We start from the raw sequence: 19331 nt of genomic DNA, 5'->3' as shown, positions 1-19331 counted from the left end.
CGGAAACGATCGACCCCGCGTGTTTCGTCCTGGGGGTCAATCGAGTCAAGCAACCGTGAACTTCGGCACCTTACAATTGGTGCCCCGTCCGGTCCCGCTTGGTCGCGAGGTATCGCTCGTTGTGCGGGTTCGCCGGCAGCGCGTGCGGCACCCGCTCGGTCACCGCGATCCCCGCCGCCGCCAGTCCCGCTACCTTGGCCGGGTTGTTGGTCAACAGCCGTACCCGGTGCTGGCCGAGCAGGTGCAGCATCCGCGCCGCCACCCCGAAATCGCGCGCGTCGACCGCGAAGCCCAGCCGCGTGTTGGCGTCCACCGTGTCGTACCCCTGGTCCTGCAACCGGTAGGCGCGCAGCTTGTTGACCAGTCCGATCCCGCGCCCTTCCTGGCGCAGGTAGAGCAGGATGCCCCAGCCGCTGGAGCGGATCGCCGCGATCGCCGCGTCCAGCTGCGGCCCGCAATCGCATTTGAGGCTGCCGAGCACGTCGCCCGTCAGGCACTCGCTGTGCAGCCGGACGAGCGGCGCCGCGCCGTCGGGCTGGCCGATCAGCAGCGCGACGTGCTCGTCGCCCGCATCGGGCGCGCGGAAGGCGACGATCTCGGCGTCTTCCGCCCCCGCCACCGGCAGCCGCGCCCGCGTCGCGATCCTGAGCGGCGCGGGTGCCTGATGCGCGTCCAGGTCGGCGGCGGCGATCGTCGCCTCCGCGCCGCCGCCGCCGGTGAAGAAGGCGGGCAGCAGCCCCGCCACCCGCGCCAGCCGCAGCGCTGCGCCCGCCTCTTCCGGATGGGCGAGGGGGATCGCGCGGAACGGCCCCTTCAGCGGCGTCGCCAGGTCGAGCGCCGGGTCGGCCAGCGCCCGCGCCGCGTCGCCGTCCAGCCAGGGCGCGCGCTCGACCAGTACCGGCGCGTCCGGGTCCGCGGCTTCGAGTTGGTTGGCGAGCTTCAGCGTCGCCGCGCGCCCGGCGGAGATCAGCACGTCGCCCGTGCCGCCGAACGCCGCCAGCGCCGCCGCGTCGGCGGTCTCCACCGCCAGCAGGCCGAGCGGCCCCACCGCGACCGGCCAGCCGCGCCGGATCGCGTCGATCGCCCGCGCCGCCGCCCGCGGATCGCTCACCAGGCGAACTCGGTCATGATCGGCACGTGGTCGGACGGTTTCAGCCAGCTGCGGCAATCCTCGAACACCGTGTGCCCGGTCGCCGCCGCCGCGACGTCGGGCGTTGCCCATTGATGGTCGAGCCGCCGCCCGCGATCGGACGCCGCCCAGTCCTTGGCGCGGTAGCTCCACCAGGTGAACAGCCGCGCCGGCGCCGGGTGGAAATGCCGGCCGAGATCGACCCAGCCGCCCGCCGCCTGCAACCGGTCCAGCGCCTCGACCTCCACGGCCGTATGGCTGACGGTGCCGAGCAGCTGCTTGTGGCTCCACACGTCGCTCGCCAGCGGCGCGATGTTGAAATCGCCCATCAGCAGCGTCGGCACGGCGAGCGCCTCGGACCAGCGCGTCATCCGCTCGACGAAGTCCAGCTTCTGGCCGAATTTGGGGTTCGCCTCCCGGTCCGGCACGTCGCCGCCCGCGGGCACGTAGACGTTCTCCAGCCTGACCCCGTTCGGCAGCCGCACGCCGACGTGCCGCGCCTCGCGGTTCGCCTGCCAGTCGAGCCGGTCGTCCTCGTGGAGCGGCTCGCGGGCGATGATCGCGACGCCGTGATGCATCCGCTGGCCGTGGATCACGACGTGGTCGTAGCCGAGCGCCCGGAACGCGTCGTGCGGGAACGCCTCGTCCATCACCTTGGTCTCCTGCAGGCACAGGATGTCGGGCGCCGCCTCGGCGAGGAAGCGGGTGACGATGTCGATGCGGAACCGCACCGAGTTGATGTTCCAGGAGGCGATCTTCACGGAAGGCGATCTAGCCCAGGATGACGCCAGATCAATCCGTTCGTGCTGAGCGCAGTCGAAGCACAGGCCAGCGGCGCATCGTTCGCTGTATGCCCTTCGACTTCGCCCAAGGTGAGTGGTGGTCGGATAACGGCGCCGCGGCGAAGCCGCGTCGTCGGACGTCGCTTGAGCGACGCCGGCCGTGCTCGGGTGGTTGCCGCCTTGGCGGCTCCACCCTGCGCATGAAAAGGCCCTCGCTCCGGGGGCATGGAACGAGGGCCGACTCAGCGTTCGTCACGCAGGCGGGACAAGGAAGCCGTCCAGGCAACAGGGGGGAAATCCCGAACCGCCCCTCATCCGCGAGAAACGCTCTACCCGCGCCAACCTGTCGCGATGATGAATGACGAGGCCTGCACGTCGGCAACGCTTCGTTTCACCGCGGCGTCGCGCTGCGCCGCGGATCGGTCCAGCGGAAGCTGTTGTCGGCGACCGCGCTGCCGTAGCGCTGGTTCGACAGGCGCACGGTGGTGCGATTGTTCTGGCTGTCCAGCGCCACCCAGCCCTGCAGCGTCAGCCCCGCCGGCCCGGCCGCGTTGCGCGCGAAGACGAGCGTGATGCGGCCGTACTCGGGATGGTTGGGATCGCGCGCCTCGACCGAGATCAGCCGATCGTCGCCGGGCACCACGCGGGCGAACTGCGACAGGTCGCGGCTCGGGTCGAGCAGCACGCCCAGCGGCGAGTTGCGGATCGGCCAGCGCTGCACCTGCCGGACGGAATAATCGATAAAGGTCAGCGCCCCCCCTTCCGCCACGATCAGCAGCGGCACGCCCTTCTGATACTGGAAGCGAATCTTGCCCGGCTGTTTCCAGGTCAGCGTGCCCGTCAGCACCTTGCCGGCACGGTCGGTCTGGCTGAAATCGGCCGTCATCGTGGTGACGCCGCGCAGGAAGCGCTGAACCGAGGCCAGGTCCGCCTCCTGCGCGGAGGCGGGCGCCGCGGCGACGAGCGCGAAGGGGACGAGCAGGGCGGAACGGATCATGAAAAACTCCTCGGGCGCGACGATTGGCCGCACGGGATTGAACGCGCACTGAACCCGGCGCCGACACCCGCCCGGAAACGCGGACCAGGGCAGGGGGGGGTCAGATGGCGTGGCCGTCGGTGTCGCGCAGCACCTCGCGCCGGCCGACATGGTCGGGGCGGCCGACGATGCCGTCCGACTCCATCCGCTCGATCAGCCGTGCCGCCGAATTATAGCCGATGCGGAGCTGGCGCTGGAGCCAGCTGGTCGATGCCTTCTGCGATTCACACACCAGCTGGATCGCCTGGCGATATTGCTGGTCCTCCGCCGAATCCTCGCCGGTCGGCGCACCGTCGAGCGCGAAGCTTTCCGCCGGCTCCTCGGTGACCGACGAGATATAGTCGGGCTGCCCCTGCGCACGCCAGTGATCGGCCACCGCGCGCACCTCGTCGTCGCTGGTGAAGGGGCCGTGGACGCGGACGATGCCCTTGCCGCCGGGCATGTACAGCATGTCGCCGCGGCCCAGCAGCTGCTCGGCGCCCTGCTCGCCCAGGATGGTGCGGCTGTCGATCTTGCTGGTGACGTGAAAGGAGATGCGCGTCGGCAGGTTGGCCTTGATGACGCCGGTAATGACGTCCACCGACGGCCGCTGCGTCGCCATGATGAGGTGGATGCCCGCCGCGCGCGCCTTCTGCGCCAGCCGCTGGATCAGGAACTCGACCTCCTTGCCCGCGGTCATCATCAGGTCGGCGAGCTCGTCGACGATGACGACGATCTGCGGCAGCGGATCGTATTCGAGCTTCTCCTCCTCGTACATCGGCGCGCCGGTATCTGGGTGGTAGCCGGTCTGGACGCGGCGGCCGAGCGGCTGGCCCTTGGCCTTGGCGGCGCGCACCTTGTCGTTGAAGCCGGCGAGCGAGCGGACGCCCACCGACGACATCTGGCGGTAGCGGTCCTCCATCGTCTCCACCGCCCATTTAAGCGCGCGCACCGCCTTGGCCGGATCGGTGACGACCGGGGAGAGGAGGTGGGGGATGTCGTCGTACATGCTGAGTTCCAGCATCTTCGGATCGATCATGATCATCCGGCACTGGCTGGGCGTCAGGCGGTAGAGCAGCGACAGGATCATGCAGTTGAGCCCCACCGACTTGCCCGATCCGGTGGTGCCCGCGACCAGCAGGTGCGGCATCGGCGCGAGATCGGTGATGACGGCGTCGCCCGCGATGTTCTTGCCCAGGATGATCGGCAGCTGCGCGGACTGGTCCTCGAACGACTGCGAGCCGACGAGTTCGTGCAGGGACACCGATTCGCGCTTGGCGTTGGGCAGCTCGATGCCGATGACGTTGCGGCCGGGGATCACCGCGACGCGCGCCGACACCGCCGACATGTTGCGCGCGATGTCGTCGGCCAGCGCGATCACGCGGCTGGCCTTGATGCCGGGCGCCGGTTCCAGCTCGTACATCGTCACCACCGGGCCGGGCCGCACCTCGATGATCGAGCCCTTGACGTTGAAGTCGTCGAGCACGGTTTCCAGCAGGCGCGCGTTCCGCTCCAGCGCCGCCTTGTCGATCACGTTGCCGGCGGAGGGCGGCGCGGGAACGAGCAGGTCGAGGCCGGGCAGCGCGTAGGGCAAGGCATTATGGTCACGCCCTTCCTGCGTGCGCTTCGGCGGCGCGAGCGAGGGTGCCGCCTGGCGGTCGGCGATGACGGGCGCGGGGCGGGGTTCGGGTTCGGCCTCTGTACGCGGGGTGACGGGCTTGCGGGTAAGCGTCAGCGGCTCCTCTTCCTCCTCCGCGTAGCCGTCGTAATCGTCCTCCTCGCGCACCACGGCGCCGTCGCGGCGGCGGCGGAAGCGCCAGCGCCGCTCGCCCAGTGCGATCTCCAGGCTGCGCGCCCAGACGATCACGCCTGCGACCCCCGCGGCCAGGCCGACGCCGCGCGCCGCCCACAACTCGGCCACCGGCTCGCCGACCAGCAGCAGCACCCAGCGTACCGCGCCCGATGCGGCGAGGCCGACCAGCCCGCCCCAGCCGGCGGGCAGCGCCAGCACCGACGCCGCCGACACGAAGGCGAGGGCGGTGGCCATCAACGCGACGCCCAGCATCGCCCCTCGCAGCATCCGTGCCCAGCGGCCCGCGGGCAGGTCGCGCCACAATCGCGACGCGACGATCGGGCCGACCGGCAGCAGCAGCGCGACCGCCGGCCCGAACAGCATCAGCAGCAGGTCGGCGATCCAGGCGCCGGGGCTGCCCAGCAGGTTGCCGACCGCGTCGCCGGAGGCGGTGTTGATCGCGTGGTCGCCGGGATGGTAGCTCGCCAGCGCCAGGGCGACGAGCAGCGTCGCGACGAACAGCATCGCCGCGGCGATCACCGCGCCGCTGCGCACCGCGCCCGCCTTCACCGTCTCGCGCCACAAGACCGGCTGCGCCTGGCTCGCCATCCCCAATCCTTCGAATGTCACAAAAACGCCCGGGCGGAATCATCGGCTTTCGCGTTAACCCCGTCAAGCAGCGGGCGAGTTGGCAGGCCTGCCCGCGACCGGTAGGACGACCCCATGAACCAAGCATCGACCGACGTCATCATCCTGGGCGGTGGGCTCGTCGGCACCACGCTGGCACTGGCGCTGGCCGCCTCCGGCGTGACCAGCATCGTCGTCGATCCCGCCGATCCGGCGGTGACGCTCGCCGCCGGGTTCGACGGGCGCGCCTCCGCCATCGCCAGCGCGAGCGGCCGGATGCTCGACGCGATCGGCGTGGGCGCGGCGATCGCCGGCCAGGGCTGTCCGATCCGCCACATCCGGGTGAGCGACGGGCTGGCGCCCGGCAAGCTCGACTTCGTGCCCGACGCCGACGACGATCCGCTGGGCACGATGTACGAGAACAAGCTGCTGCGCCGCGCGCTGTTCGACGCCGCCACCGCCTCGCCGCTCGTCGATCTGCGCATGCTGACGCGCGCCGATACCGTCGAGCGCGGCTCCGCGGGCGTGGTCGCGACGCTGACCGACGGCACGACGGTGCGCGCGCCCCTGCTGGTCGCGGCCGAGGGGCGCAACTCGCCGACGCGCGAGGCGGCGGGCATCCGCGTCGCGCGCTGGTCCTACGACCATCACGCGATCGTCGGCGCCTTCCATCACGAGCGCCCGCACGAGGGTGTCGCCTTCGAGATCTTCTATCCCGCCGGCCCCTTCGCGCTGCTGCCGCTGCCGGACGACGAGATCGGCCACCGCTCCGCGATCGTCTGGTCGGTGGAGGCGCGCAACGGCCCCGGCTTGGCGAAGCTCGGCGACCGCGCCTTCCTGGCCGAGGCGGAGGCGCGGATGGGTGGTTTCCTGGGCAGTCTGTCGGCGCCGAGCCCCCGCGCCAGCTACCCGCTCGGCTTCCATCACGCGGCCACCATCGTCGGCGATCGGCTGGCGCTGGTCGGCGATGCGGCGCACGGCATCCACCCGATCGCGGGGCAGGGGCTCAACCTGGGCTTCCGCGACGTCGCCGCGCTCGCCGAGGTGCTGGTGGAGGGCAAGCGGCTCGGCCTCGACCTGGGCGACGCGCAACCGCTCGCCCGCTACGGCCGCTGGCGCGGGCTCGACACGCTGGCGGTGGCGGCGGCGACCGATACGCTGACCCGGCTGTTCGGCATCCGGGGGCGTACGGCGAGCGCGGTGCGCCGGTTCGGGATCGGTGCGGTGGACCTGATCGCGCCGCTCAAGAACCGTTTCATGGCCGAGGCGCGTGGCGAGAGCGGGGCGCTGCCGCGTTTGTTGCAGGGCACGGCGATCTGACCAGCGGATCGACGCGTCGTTAGGACGGCGTTAGCCTTTACCTGCGATGCGACAAGGCATGACGGACCACGCCCCAGAAGCCGGAACGGAACGTGACAAGCGCAGCGGCGTGATCTTGCGCGCGATGATCGACGTCGATGGCCTGGTGGTCGAACGCCGGGTCCGTAACCTGTCGGTACGCGGTGCCTGCGTCGACAATGACGGCGACCTGATCGTCGGCAGCACGGTTCTGGTGACGATGGGCGAACTGGAAGCGCTGGTCGCCGAAGTGATGTGGGCCAAGCCCTCGCTCGCCGGCCTCCGATTCCACCGCAGCATTGACCTGGAGGCGGCCCGCAAGCCGCGGGGTCGCGGCCTCAAGGCAGGAGCCGGGTGGATGACCGACATCGATCACGCTTACCGCAAGCGGGCGTGATCGCGTTCAATGAACCTTCGTCACTCCGGCCTTGAGCCGGGGGCCATGGCTCCGCACGAGCAACGGCGGAGTAGGTAGCCCCATGGATGCCGGGTCGAGCCTAGCATGACGGTGAATGAGGCGGTTCTGTAGAGCTCGAAGGCCCAGCGCGGCGATGGATGGCGCTGTACGAGAATCGATGTCGATCAGGGTTGGTCACCCTCCCGCAGCGGCGCTGCTCCGTCCCTCCCAGCAGCGGGAAAGACGCCGAAGGCGGCGAAGGGTGAAGACGACCAGAGGCGATCGAGTTCGACTCTAGCCGAGCCTCAGCCCCGATCCTCCAGCCGCCGCGCTTCCTCGACCAGCATCACCGGCACGCCGTCGCGGATCGGATAGGCGAGGCCCGCCGCCTCCGACACCAGCTCCCCTGCCACCTCGTCATAGTGGAGCGGCGTGCGCGTCGCCGGGCAGACCAGCCGCTCGAGCAGCCACGGATCGATGGTCATTGTCCCGCCTTCATTGCAGCGTCACCCGTTCCTCGCCGTCGTGGCGGCCGAAGAAGCGCATCAGCTGGATCAGCAATTCGGCTCTTGCCTCGATCCCCTCCGCCTCCAGCAGCCCCTGCTTGGCGGCGGCGTCGAACGGCGCGATCTGGGCGACGCCGTTGACCAGGCTCTCGTCGTCGAGCCGCGCGACCGCGTCCCAGTCGACCGCGTAACCGGCGGCGTCGGCGAACCGGCGCGACTCCGCTTCCAGCGCGGCGCGGCGGCCGAGCGAGAGGTCGTCGGGGGAGGGCAGCGCGATCAGCTCCGCCTCGACCTGGCGGAACAGCGTCGTCACCTCCAGCTCGCGTAGGATGCGGAACAGCGACACGCCTTCGAGCACCAGATTGTAGCGACCGTCTTCCATTGCCTCGACCTCGACGATGCGGCCGATGCAGCCGACCGCGTAGAGGCCGTCCTCGTCGTCGGACGGCTGGATCATCCCGATGCGCCGGTCGCGCGCCATCGCGTCCGAGATCATCGCCTGGTAGCGCGGCTCGAAGATGTGAAGCGGCAGGTGCAGCCCCGGGAAGAGCAGCGCACCGGGCAGCGGGAAGATCGACAGCCGCATGGGGCTAGCCGAACAGCGCCGCGGAGAGACGGCGGCGCTGCGCAGAGACCCAGGGGTCCATCAGCCCGACGACCTCGAATAGCTTCAGCAGCTGCGCGCGCGCCGCGCCCTCGTTCCAGTCGCGGTCGGCGGCGACGATGTGGAGGAAATTGTCCGCAGCGGCATCGCGCTCGCCCGCCGCCATCTGCGCGTTGGCGAGATCGAAGCGTTTGGCATGATCGTCGGGGCTGGCGGCGACCTCGGCGGCGAGGCCGGAGAAATCCTCCATCACCGGCGCCGACCGGGCGAGGTCGAGCGCCGCCCTGGCGCGATCGATCCCGGCGTCCTTCACGCCCTCGGGCAGCGCCGCGATCGCCGCGTCCGCCTCGTCGTGCAGGCCGGCGGCAACCAGCGCGCGGATATGGCCCGACAGGACCGCCGGGTTCTCCGGCGCCATCTCGACCAACTGCGCGAAGATGCCCAGCGCGCGCTCAGCGTCGCCTTCCGCCAGCACTTCCTCGCCCATCGCGATCAGCGGTTCCAGCTCGGCCGCCTCGTCGGCGGCGGCGGACTTGATCGGCAGCTGCTTTAACAACTGGTCGAGCATCGTGCGGAGCGCGCTCTCGGTCCGCGCGGGCGTCAGGTCGGCGACCAACTGGCCTTGGAACATCGCGTAGACGGTGGGGATCGACTTGATCTGGAATTGCGAGGCGATGAACTGGTTCTTGTCGGTGTCGACCTTGGCCAGCACCACGCCCTTGTCGGCATAAGCAGCGGCGACCTTCTCCAGCACCGGCGTCAGCGCCTTGCACGGCCCGCACCATTCCGCCCAGAAATCGATAATGACGAGGCTCGTCATCGACGGCTCGACGACGTCGCGGCGGAACGCCGTCACCGCGTCCTTGTCGGCGGCGGTCATACCCAAGGTGGCCAAGTGCTGCTCCCGTTGTTCGTTACGCCGCTATGTGGGCGCGGGGCGGCCTCAATGGAAGTCCCGCGACTTGGGCAGGATGCGGACGTCCCTGGGATGGCTTGGGCGTGCCTCGCGCGGATCGTGGCTCTTGGCCACCGTGCTGCCGACGGGCAGGTCGCGCGCGCGGCGGATGCCTTGGCGCATCACGCAGGCGGGCGCGTTGGTGACGTCGCCGCGCGCGAACTCGGGCTCGAACGTCACGTCCTCCGACAGGCGGCGCAGCTCGTGCGTGCGGTCGTCGACGCGCGCCGCCATCAGGTGGATCACGCCCTCCTCGCTCCGCTGCACGACGCCGTGCATCACCATCAGCCGCGACGCCATCACCGCGCGCCGGTTCGCCTCGAAGTCGCGCGCCCAGATCAGGCCGTTGACGATGCCGAACTCGTCCTCGATCGTGACGAAGATCGCATTGCCCTTGCCCGGCCGCTGGCGGACCAGCACCACCCCCGCCACCGAGGCGCGACGACCGTCCTTCAGCCGGTCTAGCTCCGCCGACGACAGGATGCCCTCCGACCGGAATAGCGATCGCAGAAAGGTCATCGGATGGTCCTTCAGCGACAGCCGCGTCGCGCGGTAATCGGCGGCAACGTGCTCGGACAAGGGCATGGCCGGCAGCCGCGCGTCGGCCTCCTCGCCGAGTTCGGGCGCGTCGGCGGCGGCGAACAGCGCGAGCTGTCGTGGCGGCGTGCGCCGCGCCTGCCATCCCGCCTCGCGCCGGTCGGCACCGAGCGATCGGCACGCGTCCGCCTCGGCGAGCAGGTCGAGCGCGCGCCGCGGCAGCGACGCGCGCCGGGCGAGATCCTCGATCGAGGCGAAGGGCGCGGCGGCGACGATCGCCCCGGCCCAGCTCTCGCGGAAACCGTCGATCTGGCGAAGTCCCAGGCGGATCGTCAGATCCCCATCGAAAGATCGTTCAAGCGTGTTGTCCCACCCGCTCGCGTTCACGTCCACTGGTCGCACCTCCACCCCGTGCTCCTGCGCGTCACGGACGAGCTGTGCGGGAGCATAGAAGCCCATCGGTTGCGAGTTGAGGATCGCACAGCCGAACACCGCCGGGTGAAAGCATTTGATCCAGGACGAGACGTAGACCAGCCGCGCGAAGGACAGCGCGTGGCTTTCCGGGAAACCGTAGCTGCCGAACCCTTCGATCTGCTTGTAGCAGCGCTCGGCGAAATCGGCCGGATAACCGCGACGGACCATGCCGTTCACCAGCTTGGCTTGGAAATTCTCCATGCCGCCGACGTGACGAAACGTCGCCATGGCGCGGCGCAGCTGATTGGCTTCATCCCCCGTGAAGCCGGCGGCGACGATCGCCAGCTTCATGGCCTGTTCCTGGAAAAGTGGCACGCCGTAGGTGAAGCGAAGCAGTTGTTGTAGTTCGTCCGGGGGGCCGTGGCGGGGTGAGGGCGACGGGAAAACGACCGGCTCCTTGCCCGCGCGGCGGCGTAGATAAGGGTGGACCATGTCGCCCTCGATCGGACCAGGCCGCACGATCGCGACTTGAACGACCAAGTCGTAGAGCTGCCGTGGTTTCAGGCGCGGCAGCATGTTGATCTGCGCGCGGCTCTCGACCTGGAACACGCCGATGCTGTCGCCCTTGCACAGCATGTCGTACACCGCCGGATGCTCGTCGACCGCGACGCTGTCGAGCGCGGGCCGACCGAGGCCGTGGCGTTCCATCAGGTCGAACGCCTTGCGGATGCAGGTCAGCATGCCGAGCGCGAGGATGTCGACCTTCATCAGGCCGAGCACGTCGATATCGTCCTTGTCCCACTCGATAAACGTCCGGTCGGCCATCGCACCGTTATGGATCGGGACCATCTCGTCGAGCCTGCCCTGCGTCAGCACGAAACCGCCGACGTGCTGCGACAGGTGACGGGGAAATTTGAGCAGCCGGTTCACCAAGTCGTGCAGCCGTGCCATCTCCGGATTGGCGGGGTCAAAGCCGCTGCCCTCGAACCGCTCCGTGCCGAACCGGTCGGAGAAGCTGCCCCACACGGTGCTGGTCAGCCGCTGCGTCACGTCTTCGCTGAGGCCCAGCGCGCGGCCGACCTCGCGAACCGCGCTGCGCGGGCGGTAATGGATCACGGTGGCCGCGATCGCCGCGCGGTGGCGGCCGTAGCGGCGATAGATGTACTGCATCACCTCCTCGCGCCGCTCGTGCTCGAAATCCACGTCGATGTCGGGCGGCTCGTCGCGCTCCGCGGAGACGAAGCGCGAGAAGAGCAGATCGTGCTTCATCGGATCGACCGAGGTGACGCCGAGCAGGTAGCAGACCACCGAATTGGCCGCGGATCCCCGCCCCTGGCACAGGATCGCCGGTTCGCATGATCGCGCGAACCGCACCACGTCGTGCACGGTCAGGAAATAATACGCGTATTTCCGCTCGCGAATGAGATAGAATTCTTCATGAAGGAGCGCGCGCATCTTGTCGGGAACGCGGTCCTCATAGGTGTCGAGCGCGATCTGCCAGACGAGATGTTCGAGCCAATCCTGCGGGTCCCAACCGCCCGGCACAGGCTCGTGCGGGTATTCGTAGCGGAGCTGGTCGAGCGAGAAGCCGATCCGGCCGAGTAGCCGGCCACTCTCTGCCACCGCATCAGGTCGGTCGCGGAACAGGCGCGCCATCTCCTCGCCGTCCTTCAGATGCCGTTCGCCGTTCGCGGCGAGCAGGCGACCAGCGGCATGCACGGCGACGCCCTCGCGGATGCAGGTAACCACATCGTGCAGATCGCGATCGCCCGCGTGCGCGTACTGCGCGTCGCAGGTCGCGAGCAGCGGCACGCCGGCCCTGCCTGCCATGTCCGCCATCTTGGCGAGCCGACGTCGGTCGCGCCCGCGCCGCGGCATCGTCACGCCCAGCCATGTCGCGGTGGGATCCAGTCGCTTCACCGCCAGCAATGTCGCGAACAGGCCGGCATCGACGCGGCGCGGCGGTAACTCGGCACCAGCCACCGGTACCTGTGGCCGTGCAGTGGAGGCAGGAAGGACGATCAGCAACAGGTCGCGATGGAGTGCGATCAAGTCTCCCAAACCCAGGATGCAGCCGCCCTTCTGCGCGCGGCCGTTGCCAATGGTGAGCAGTCGGGTCAGCCGGCCCCAGCCGATGCGGCTCGACGGGTAGGCGACGATATCCGGCGTGCCGTCGGCGAACACCAGCCGCGCACCAACCGCGAGCTTGAAGGCGAGCGGCGGCAGATGGATACCGCGCGAGCCTGTGCGCGCGCGCAACAGCGCGTCATAGGCACGCACCACGCCCGCCACCGTGTTGCGATCGGCGATGCCGATGCCGGCATGGCCCAGCTCGATTGCGCGGGCGACCATGTCGCTCGGTTGGCTGGCGCCGTCGAGGAACGAGAAGGCGGTCGCCGCGACCAGTTCGGTGTAGGCGGTCACGATCAGTCGCTCCGGTGTTGAATCGTCGATGGTCGATCCGGCCACCTATCTTCGTCACCCCGGACCTGTTCCGGGGGCCACCGTGCCGCATGACCTGCGTCCTCCGCTCCTGCGGGACCGTGGACCCCGGAACAGGTCCGGGGTGACGGATGTGGGTGCACGCGGCCGGCCGTCACGCGAACAGCCCGTGGACGTACCAGCGCGGGCGCTCCGTCTCGGCATACAGCCCGTGGCGGAAGATCCAGTAGCGGCGGCCGCGGCGGTCCTCGACGCGGAAATAATCGCGCGTCGGCACGGGGGCGTCGTGGCGGCGCCACCACTCGCCCGCGATCCGCTCCGGACCCTCGGCGCGCGCCACGTCGTGGACGGCGCGCCGCCAGCGGAAGCGGGCGGGGGGACCATCCGGCGTCTCCGCGGCGATCGAATCGATCGGCTGTGGCGGATCGAACAGGTAGATGGGGCGGAGCGGCGGCTCGCCCGGCTCGGTCGCCAGCCAGTCTGGCGCGGGGGAAGGGGCCTGCGCCGCGGGCAGCATCAGCTCGGCCTGTTCGGGAATGTGGCTCTCGCGGGGCGCGAAGCGGCGCACCCGGCCGCGGCCCAGCCGGGTCGACAGCCGGTCGACCAGCGCGCCAACCTCGCCCTCCCGATCTTTGGCCCGGACATGGCCGCCCTCCAGCTTCAGCTGGCTACCTTCCAGCCGCTCGGCCAGCACCACGCCCAGCCGGATCAGGTCGTAGCCGAAACCGGGATCGAGCGGGTCGGCGAGCGCGTCGATCCGCTCGGCGAACAGCCGCATCAGCGCGGCCACGTCGCGCGTCGGCCTGGCCGTCTCGACGCGCAGCCGCTGAACCTGCCCGTCGGCGCGGAACAGTCGCGCTTCCCAGCGGCGCCCGCCCTCGCGCCGCTGCTCCAGCATGTCGGCCGCCTCGCCGGCGAGTTCGGCGATCACCGCCAGCGCGAACTCGGTGCGCGCGATCGGCTCGGCGAAGCGGCGCTCGACCACCACCGGGATCGCTACCCGCCGCGCGGCCACCGGCGCGCGCGTGTCGCCCGACAGCCGGCGCACCGCCGTCGCCGCCTCCTCGCCGAAGCGCGCCGCCAGGCCGGACAGCGGCCGGGCCATTACGTCGCCCACCGTCTTCAGCCCCGCCGCGACCAGCGCCGCGGTGTCGTCCGCGTCGAGGCCCAACGCCGCCACCGGCAGCCGCCTGACCGCGCCCTTCTCGTCGGGGGCGGGCGCGCCAGCGTAGCGGGCGAGCGCGTGCGCCACCTCGGGCGTGTCACCGAACGCGTGCCGGGCGATCACGCCGCGCCGCGCCAGCCGCCCCTCCACGTCGGCGGCCAGGAAGCGCTCGCCCTCGAACGCGTGGGTGCAGCCGGCGATATCGAGCAGCAGCGTGTCGGGCGGCGCCAGCGACACCGTCGGCGTGTAGCGCGCGCAGCCGTCCGCCAGCCGCTCCAGCCAGGCATGGTCGGCATGGGGATCGGCCTCGAACACCTCCAGCTCGGGCACCCGCGCGCGCGCGTCGGCCAGCGTCAGGCCGGGGACGAGCCCGGCGAGCAGCGCCGACCGGTCGAGTGCGGCGAGCCGGATCGCGCCGCCGACCCGCTCGGTCAGGGCGAGCGGCTGTTCACCCCGCCCGACGAACAGGTGCGGCCGGTCGGCGCGCAGCCGGTCCACCGACAGCCAGGGGAACACCAGCGCCAGCCAGCGGCGCCTGGTAGGAGGACGGGTCGTCGAAGCATCGGTCATCACGGTTCCATTCCACGCGCGCGCGGGTTCCCGCGGGGCCACCGCGGCGGCGCAGGCATTCGATCTCGAAGGCAGGGGCACCCGGCGCGTCGGCGGCGAGCGCGGTGGAGGGGCAGGCCGCCACCGCCCAGCGCGTCGCCGCGGCGCTGGGGCACACCGCCGCGCCGACCCGCACGCTGAGCACGGTCACCCCCGACGCCTCCGCCGCCAGCATCAGTCGCCGCGTCGCGGTGAGGTCCAGTCCCGGCGCCCGTCCGCGACTCTCGACCAGCAGCGTCCCCAGTCCGGCGCAGCGCGCGGCGTCGGCGGCGGTGCGCAGGGCGGCGTCCTCGTCGGGCACCACGACCAGCAGCAGCGCGTCGGGCGCCAGTCCCAGTTCCAGCAGCCCGGTCGCGTGCAGCCGCCCGGTCGCCGCCTCGTGTCCTTCCGTGCGCAGCCACAGCACCGGCAGCGCCCCGGCGGCAAGCGCCACCGCCACCGCGAAGCCGATCGCGGCGGGCCCGTCGGCGTCCTCGGCGGCGTAGATCTCGTGCAGTTGCCCGCGCGCCAGCCCGCCCCGGCGCCACGCGTCGGCGGGCCGTGGATCGGCTTGCGTCGCGGCCCCGCCGGCGACTAGCTGGCGCAACTCGGCGATCGAGAGGGGTGAGTCGCTCACCCGTGTTCTTGTAATGTTCTCATACCGGAATCGCCAAGCGGGAAATTTCTCCAACATGTCGCTTGCGGGATCGAAAGGTCGCTGCTAGTGGCCCCGCTCACCCCGCCGGGAGCCTCCACGAAGGATGCCCGGCCCGGCGCCAGAGCGGGCGTAGCTCAGGGGTAGAGCACAACCTTGCCAAGGTTGGGGTCGAGGGTTCGAATCCCTTCGCCCGCTCCAGCGATCTGCGGAGAACGGATGAAATCCGCTCCGTAGCGCTTCGATCGGCGTGAGAGCTGCGCCTCGGTGAAGGCGGAGACGCCTCACCTGCCCATGCCGATGATCGTGATCGACGACGTGGTCGTTTCGGCGTTCATTCTGACCCCGGCAGTTGGGCGCGCTGCTCGCGCAAGATCGCCGGATGGTTCCGCGAGTGACCCTGGAAGCGGTGTGGGCGATCCTGGGCTCCGTCCTCGCCTGCTCAAATGATCGGCGGCCGCGCGGCATTCCGCCCCGCGGATTGGACGGGCGATCGCCGATCATTGATTCGGCCGGATCGGTCGACAAGCATCGGCGGCGCTGCGATAGGCCGCGGATGGCCACGTCCGCCCTGCGTCCGTCTCCCATCCGCCGCATCGCCATCGGCCGCGGTGGCCCCTTCACCGACGTGTCGCGGTGGGCGGCCCGGTTCGAGCGGCGGCGTGAGGCGGTGATCGTCGGCGTCCGCGTGTCGGCACCGATGCTGCGGATCGACACGGTGGCGGCGGGCGGCGGCTACGGTCACCCTCATCCTTCCGCACCTGGTGGCGCTTCCTCCCTTTCCCACCGGGAGAGGGAAGAACCCGCGGAGCCGGCGAAAGGCGGGGGCGACCGTTCCTGGGAGGACCCCCGCTGATGCTCGTCCTCTCCGGCGTCGCGGTGATCGCGCTCGGCTTCCTGCTGCGCTTCAACCCGCTGCTCGTCATCGTCGTCGCGGCGCTGGTGACCGGGCTCGCCGCCGGGCTCGACCCGCTGGCGGTGCTCGCCCGCTTCGGCCACGCCTTCAACGAGACGCGCTACGTCACCGCCATCTACATGGTGCTGCCCGTCATCGGCCTGCTGGAACGCTCGGGGTTGCAGGCCCGCGCCCGCTCGCTCGTCGCCGGGCTCAAGGGGCTGACCGTCGGTCGCCTGCTCGCCGGCTACCTCCTCTTCCGCCAGCTCTCCGCCGCGCTCGGCCTCAACGCCGTCGCCGGCCATGCGCAGACCGTCCGCCCGCTCGTCGCGCCGATGGCGGAGGCCGCCGCCGAGGGGCAGGGCGCCACCGATACGGAGCGGGTCCGCGCGCTCGCCGCCGCTACCGACAATATCGGGCTGTTCTTCGGCGAGGACATCTTCATCGCGATCGGATCGATCCTGCTGATGAAGGGGGTGCTCGACGGCTACGGCATCCATATCGAACCGTTCCACCTGTCGGTCTGGGCGATCCCCACCGCGATCGCCGCCTTCCTGATCCACGGCGTCCGGCTATGGCTGCTCGACCGCGGGCTGGCGAGGGCGCGGGTAAGGGCGGGGGCGAGCCGATGATCGGCCTCGGCTTCGTCTACCTCGTCGCGGGCAGCTTCTTCGCCGCCTGCGCGATCCTCGGGGCGGCCGACCGGCGCTGGGGAAACGCGCTGTTCCACGCGCTGCTCGCCGTGTCGTTCTTCTTCGGGGATCGGATCGGCGATGTCGGCAACGGCGTGCTCGTCCTCGCGCTCGTCGCCGTCGCCACCTCCGGCCGGATGCGCCGCGGCGAACCGGTCGAGCCGACGAGCCCGCAGGGGCCGCTCCTCGCCTTGGCGCTCGTCATCCCGGCCGCCGCGCTCGGCGGCACGCTGCTGTTCAAGCAGGTCCCGGCACTGGTCGATCCCGGCCAGGTGACGCTGGTCGCGCTCGCGGTGGGCGTCCTCCTCGCGCTCGCGCTCTGCTGGCTGATCCTGCGCCGCACCCCGGTGGAGGGCGTCCGCGCCGGTCGCCGCTTGCTCGACGAGATCGGCTGGGCCGCGGTGATGCCGCAGCTCCTCGCCAGCCTCGGCGCCGTCTTCGCGCTGGCAGGTGTCGGCGAGGTCGTCGGCGGCCTCGTCGGCGGCGCGATCCCCGACGGCAGCGTGCTCGGCGCGACGATCGCCTACGGCCTCGGCATGGCGCTGTTCACGGTTGTGATGGGCAACGCCTTCGCCGCCTTTCCGGTGATGGCGGCGGCGGTCGGCATCCCGCTCCTCGTCCGCCACTACGGCGGCGATCCCGCGCCGGTCGCCGCGATCGGCATGCTCGCCGGCTTCTGTGGCACGCTGCTGACGCCGATGGCGGCGAACTTCAACATCGTTCCCGCCGCGCTGCTCGAACTGAAAGACCGATACGGCGTGATCCGCGCGCAAGCGGCGACCGCGCTGCCGCTCCTCCTGTTCAACATTCTGCTCCTCTGGTGGGTGATCCGATGACGACGCTGACCCCCGACCTCGCCGCCCGCTTCGCGGCCGTGACGCTCGACCATGTCGGCCGCGAATATCCCTACAAGCTCGACCAGATCCTCATCGGCCCGCACGACGTAACGGCGCCCGCCACGCTGCACCCGATCTTCCATGGCAGCTTCGACTGGCACAGCTGCGTCCATGGCTGGTGGCAACTGCTGACAATCCGCCGCCTGTTCCCCGACCTGCCCGCCGCAGCGACGATCGCCGCCCGTGCCGACGCGATGCTGACGCCGGCGCTGGTCGCCGGCGAGCTGGCCTATCTCGACCGGCCGATGACCGCCGGGTTCGAGCGGCCGTACGGCTGGGCCTGGCTGCTCGCCCTCCAGGCGGAGGCGGCGCGCCACGACGCGCCCTGGGGGGACGCGCTCGCCCCGCTCGCCGCCGCCTTTGCCGAGCGCCTCCGGGGCTATCTGCCCAAGCTCACCTATCCGATCCGCGTCGGCACCCATTCCAACACCGCCTTCGCGCTGGTCCACGCGCGCGACTGGGCGGTGACGCGCGACCCGGCGCTCGTCGCGTTGATCGACGATCGTGCCCGCGTCTGGTTCGGCGGCGACCACGGCTGCCAGGCGTGGGAGCCGTCGGGCGACGATTTCCTCTCCTCCGCGCTGACCGAGGCGTTGCTGATGAGCCGGGTGCTGCCCGCATCCGACTTCGCCGCCTGGTTCGACGCCTTCCTGCCCGACGTGGCGCAGGGGCGTCCGGCGACGCTGTTCGCCCCCGCGCACGTCTCCGACCGCAGCGACGGCAAGATCGCGCATCTCGACGGCCTCAATCTCAGCCGCGCCTGGTGCTGGCGCGCGATCGCCGCGGCGCTGGGCCCCGCGCATCCGGCGGTCGCCGCGATGGCCGATGCCGCCGACCGCCACCTCGATGCGGGGCTGCCGCACCTCGACGACGATTACATGGGCGGCCACTGGCTCGCCAGCTTCGCGCTGCTGGCGACGGCGTGTTGCGTTCCCGAACGAAACGGATAGTTTCACCGGTACATCCGGGGGGACCTATGCTCGAACTGAACGGCGTCAGCCACGTCTACGCCAATGGCACGCGCGCGCTGGACGAGGTGTCGTTCTCGATCCCCACCGGCATGTTCGGGCTGCTCGGCCCCAACGGCGCGGGCAAGTCGACGCTGATGCGCACCGTCGCGACGTTGCAGACGCCCACCGCCGGCACCATCCGCTTCGGCGACATCGACGTCATCGCCCAGCCCGAACGCCTGCGCGAGACGCTGGGCTATCTACCCCAGGATTTCGGCGTCTATCCGCGCGTGTCGGCCTATGACATGCTCGATCACATGGCGGTGCTGAAGGGCATCGCCTCCGCCGCCGACCGCCGCACCACCGTCGAGACGCTGCTCGCCCAGACCAATCTCTGGACGCACCGGAAAAAGGCGATCGCCGGCTTCTCGGGCGGCATGCGCCAGCGTTTCGGCATCGCCCAGGCGCTGATCGGCAACCCGCGCCTCATCATCGTCGACGAGCCGACTGCCGGCCTCGACCCGGAGGAGCGCAACCGCTTCCTCAACCTCCTGGCGGAGATCGGCGAGAACGTCGTCGTCATCCTGTCGACCCACATCGTCGAGGACGTCGCCGACCTGTGCCCGCGCATGGCGGTGCTCGCCGCCGGGCGCATCCAGCTGGAGGGCGCACCGCTGGACTTGATCGCGCGGACGCGGGGGCAGGTGTGGGCGAAGACGATCGGCCGCGACGAACTGGACGACGCGCGCGGGGCGCACGAGGTGATCTCCACCCGCCTGTTCGCCGGGCGCACGATCATCCACGTGCTGGCCGACCACGATCCCGGCGACGGCTTCCGCCCGGCGGAGGGTGGGCTGGAGGACGTGTATTTCTCCACGCTCGCCCGCTCGCGCCGCGCGCCCGGCGTCGTTCCGGCTGCGGCCGCCGCGCCCGCGATCGCGGGCTGAGCCGC

The 19331-nt window shown here is 70.8% G+C and carries 17 protein-coding genes and 1 tRNA gene; 8 read left to right on the top strand and 10 right to left on the bottom strand.

Annotated features, from left to right (window positions below; all coding sequences use genetic code 11):
* Nucleotides 1-70: 70 nt before the first annotated feature.
* The 4 genes from ribA to BM145_RS10950 all read right to left on the bottom strand — a co-directional run bounded on the left by ribA (nucleotide 71) and on the right by BM145_RS10950 (nucleotide 5327).
* Nucleotides 71-1111 carry a GTP cyclohydrolase II gene (gene ribA, locus BM145_RS10965; RefSeq protein ID WP_245739267.1) on the bottom strand — a complete coding sequence of 347 codons (1041 nt, stop codon included), beginning with the start codon at nucleotides 1109-1111 and terminating at the stop codon, nucleotides 71-73.
* Nucleotides 1108-1890: an exodeoxyribonuclease III gene (locus BM145_RS10960; protein WP_143090167.1), complete on the bottom strand. Its 783-nt coding sequence runs from the start codon at nucleotides 1888-1890 to the stop codon at nucleotides 1108-1110. Before BM145_RS10960 ends, ribA begins: the two co-directional genes overlap by 4 nt.
* Before the next feature lie 412 nt (nucleotides 1891-2302).
* A complete protein-coding gene (locus BM145_RS10955; RefSeq protein WP_093333794.1) occupies nucleotides 2303-2908 on the bottom strand; it encodes a LolA family protein in 606 nt (201 codons plus the stop codon).
* Nucleotides 2909-3008: 100 nt separating this feature from the next.
* The gene (locus tag BM145_RS10950) at nucleotides 3009-5327 is read right to left on the bottom strand and encodes an FtsK/SpoIIIE family DNA translocase (protein WP_093333696.1); all 2319 of its coding nucleotides are present in this window, start codon (nucleotides 5325-5327) and stop codon (nucleotides 3009-3011) included.
* Between the two features lie 114 nt (nucleotides 5328-5441).
* On the opposite strand from BM145_RS10950, the gene BM145_RS10945 reads away from it, so the two are divergent.
* Together BM145_RS10945 and BM145_RS10940 are read left to right on the top strand one after the other, a co-directional pair.
* A complete protein-coding gene (locus BM145_RS10945) occupies nucleotides 5442-6665 on the top strand; it encodes a UbiH/UbiF/VisC/COQ6 family ubiquinone biosynthesis hydroxylase (RefSeq protein WP_093333695.1) in 1224 nt (407 codons plus the stop codon).
* Between the two features lie 58 nt (nucleotides 6666-6723).
* Nucleotides 6724-7080 (top strand): PilZ domain-containing protein, encoded by a 357-nt coding sequence (locus BM145_RS10940; protein ID WP_093333694.1) that lies wholly within the window; start codon nucleotides 6724-6726, stop codon nucleotides 7078-7080.
* 305 nt (nucleotides 7081-7385) lie between these two features.
* On the opposite strand, the gene BM145_RS10935 is transcribed toward BM145_RS10940, so the two are convergent.
* The 6 genes from BM145_RS10935 to BM145_RS16395 all read right to left on the bottom strand — a co-directional run bounded on the left by BM145_RS10935 (nucleotide 7386) and on the right by BM145_RS16395 (nucleotide 14928).
* The gene (locus BM145_RS10935) at nucleotides 7386-7565 is read right to left on the bottom strand and encodes a Trm112 family protein (RefSeq protein ID WP_093333693.1); all 180 of its coding nucleotides are present in this window, start codon (nucleotides 7563-7565) and stop codon (nucleotides 7386-7388) included.
* Nucleotides 7566-7575: 10 nt separating this feature from the next.
* Entirely contained in the window at nucleotides 7576-8172 is a 597-nt protein-coding gene (locus BM145_RS10930) for an LON peptidase substrate-binding domain-containing protein (RefSeq protein WP_093333692.1), read from the bottom strand.
* Nucleotides 8173-8176: 4 nt separating this feature from the next.
* The gene (locus tag BM145_RS10925) at nucleotides 8177-9070 is read right to left on the bottom strand and encodes a tetratricopeptide repeat protein (protein ID WP_093333691.1); all 894 of its coding nucleotides are present in this window, start codon (nucleotides 9068-9070) and stop codon (nucleotides 8177-8179) included.
* Nucleotides 9071-9133: 63 nt separating this feature from the next.
* Nucleotides 9134-12565, bottom strand: coding sequence for an error-prone DNA polymerase (locus BM145_RS10920; RefSeq protein ID WP_425441092.1), 3432 nt, complete (start codon nucleotides 12563-12565; stop codon nucleotides 9134-9136).
* Nucleotides 12566-12692: 127 nt separating this feature from the next.
* Nucleotides 12693-14192 (bottom strand): Y-family DNA polymerase, encoded by a 1500-nt coding sequence (locus BM145_RS10915; protein WP_245739288.1) that lies wholly within the window; start codon nucleotides 14190-14192, stop codon nucleotides 12693-12695.
* Nucleotides 14152-14928, bottom strand: a complete 777-nt coding sequence (locus tag BM145_RS16395) for a hypothetical protein (RefSeq protein WP_245739266.1) — start codon at nucleotides 14926-14928, stop codon at nucleotides 14152-14154. Before BM145_RS16395 ends, BM145_RS10915 begins: the two co-directional genes overlap by 41 nt.
* Nucleotides 14929-15072: 144 nt before the next feature.
* On the opposite strand from BM145_RS16395, the gene BM145_RS10910 reads away from it, so the two are divergent.
* The 6 genes from BM145_RS10910 (at nucleotide 15073) to BM145_RS10885 (ending at nucleotide 19326) form a co-directional block, all read left to right on the top strand.
* Nucleotides 15073-15147, top strand: a tRNA-Gly gene (locus tag BM145_RS10910).
* Nucleotides 15148-15502: 355 nt separating this feature from the next.
* Nucleotides 15503-15802 (top strand): hydantoinase/oxoprolinase family protein, encoded by a 300-nt coding sequence (locus BM145_RS16390; RefSeq protein ID WP_093333689.1) that lies wholly within the window; start codon nucleotides 15503-15505, stop codon nucleotides 15800-15802.
* Entirely contained in the window at nucleotides 15802-16473 is a 672-nt protein-coding gene (locus BM145_RS10900) for a DUF969 domain-containing protein (RefSeq protein WP_093333688.1), read from the top strand. Before BM145_RS16390 ends, BM145_RS10900 begins: the two co-directional genes overlap by 1 nt.
* Nucleotides 16470-17369: a 5-oxoproline transporter, DUF979 family subunit gene (locus BM145_RS10895; protein ID WP_093333792.1), complete on the top strand. Its 900-nt coding sequence runs from the start codon at nucleotides 16470-16472 to the stop codon at nucleotides 17367-17369. Before BM145_RS10900 ends, BM145_RS10895 begins: the two co-directional genes overlap by 4 nt.
* On the top strand, nucleotides 17366-18379 hold the full coding sequence (locus tag BM145_RS10890) for a DUF2891 domain-containing protein (RefSeq protein WP_093333687.1): 1014 nt from the start codon (nucleotides 17366-17368) through the stop codon (nucleotides 18377-18379). Before BM145_RS10895 ends, BM145_RS10890 begins: the two co-directional genes overlap by 4 nt.
* 26 nt (nucleotides 18380-18405) lie before the next feature.
* Nucleotides 18406-19326 (top strand): ABC transporter ATP-binding protein, encoded by a 921-nt coding sequence (locus tag BM145_RS10885; RefSeq protein WP_093333686.1) that lies wholly within the window; start codon nucleotides 18406-18408, stop codon nucleotides 19324-19326.
* Nucleotides 19327-19331: the final 5 nt, after the last annotated feature.

Source organism: Sphingomonas rubra, assembly GCF_900115745.1.
Taxonomy (GTDB): domain Bacteria; phylum Pseudomonadota; class Alphaproteobacteria; order Sphingomonadales; family Sphingomonadaceae; genus Sphingomonas; species Sphingomonas rubra.
The sequence above is the reverse complement of the archived record's forward strand: the minus strand, read 5'-3'. Positions and strand labels throughout refer to the sequence as shown.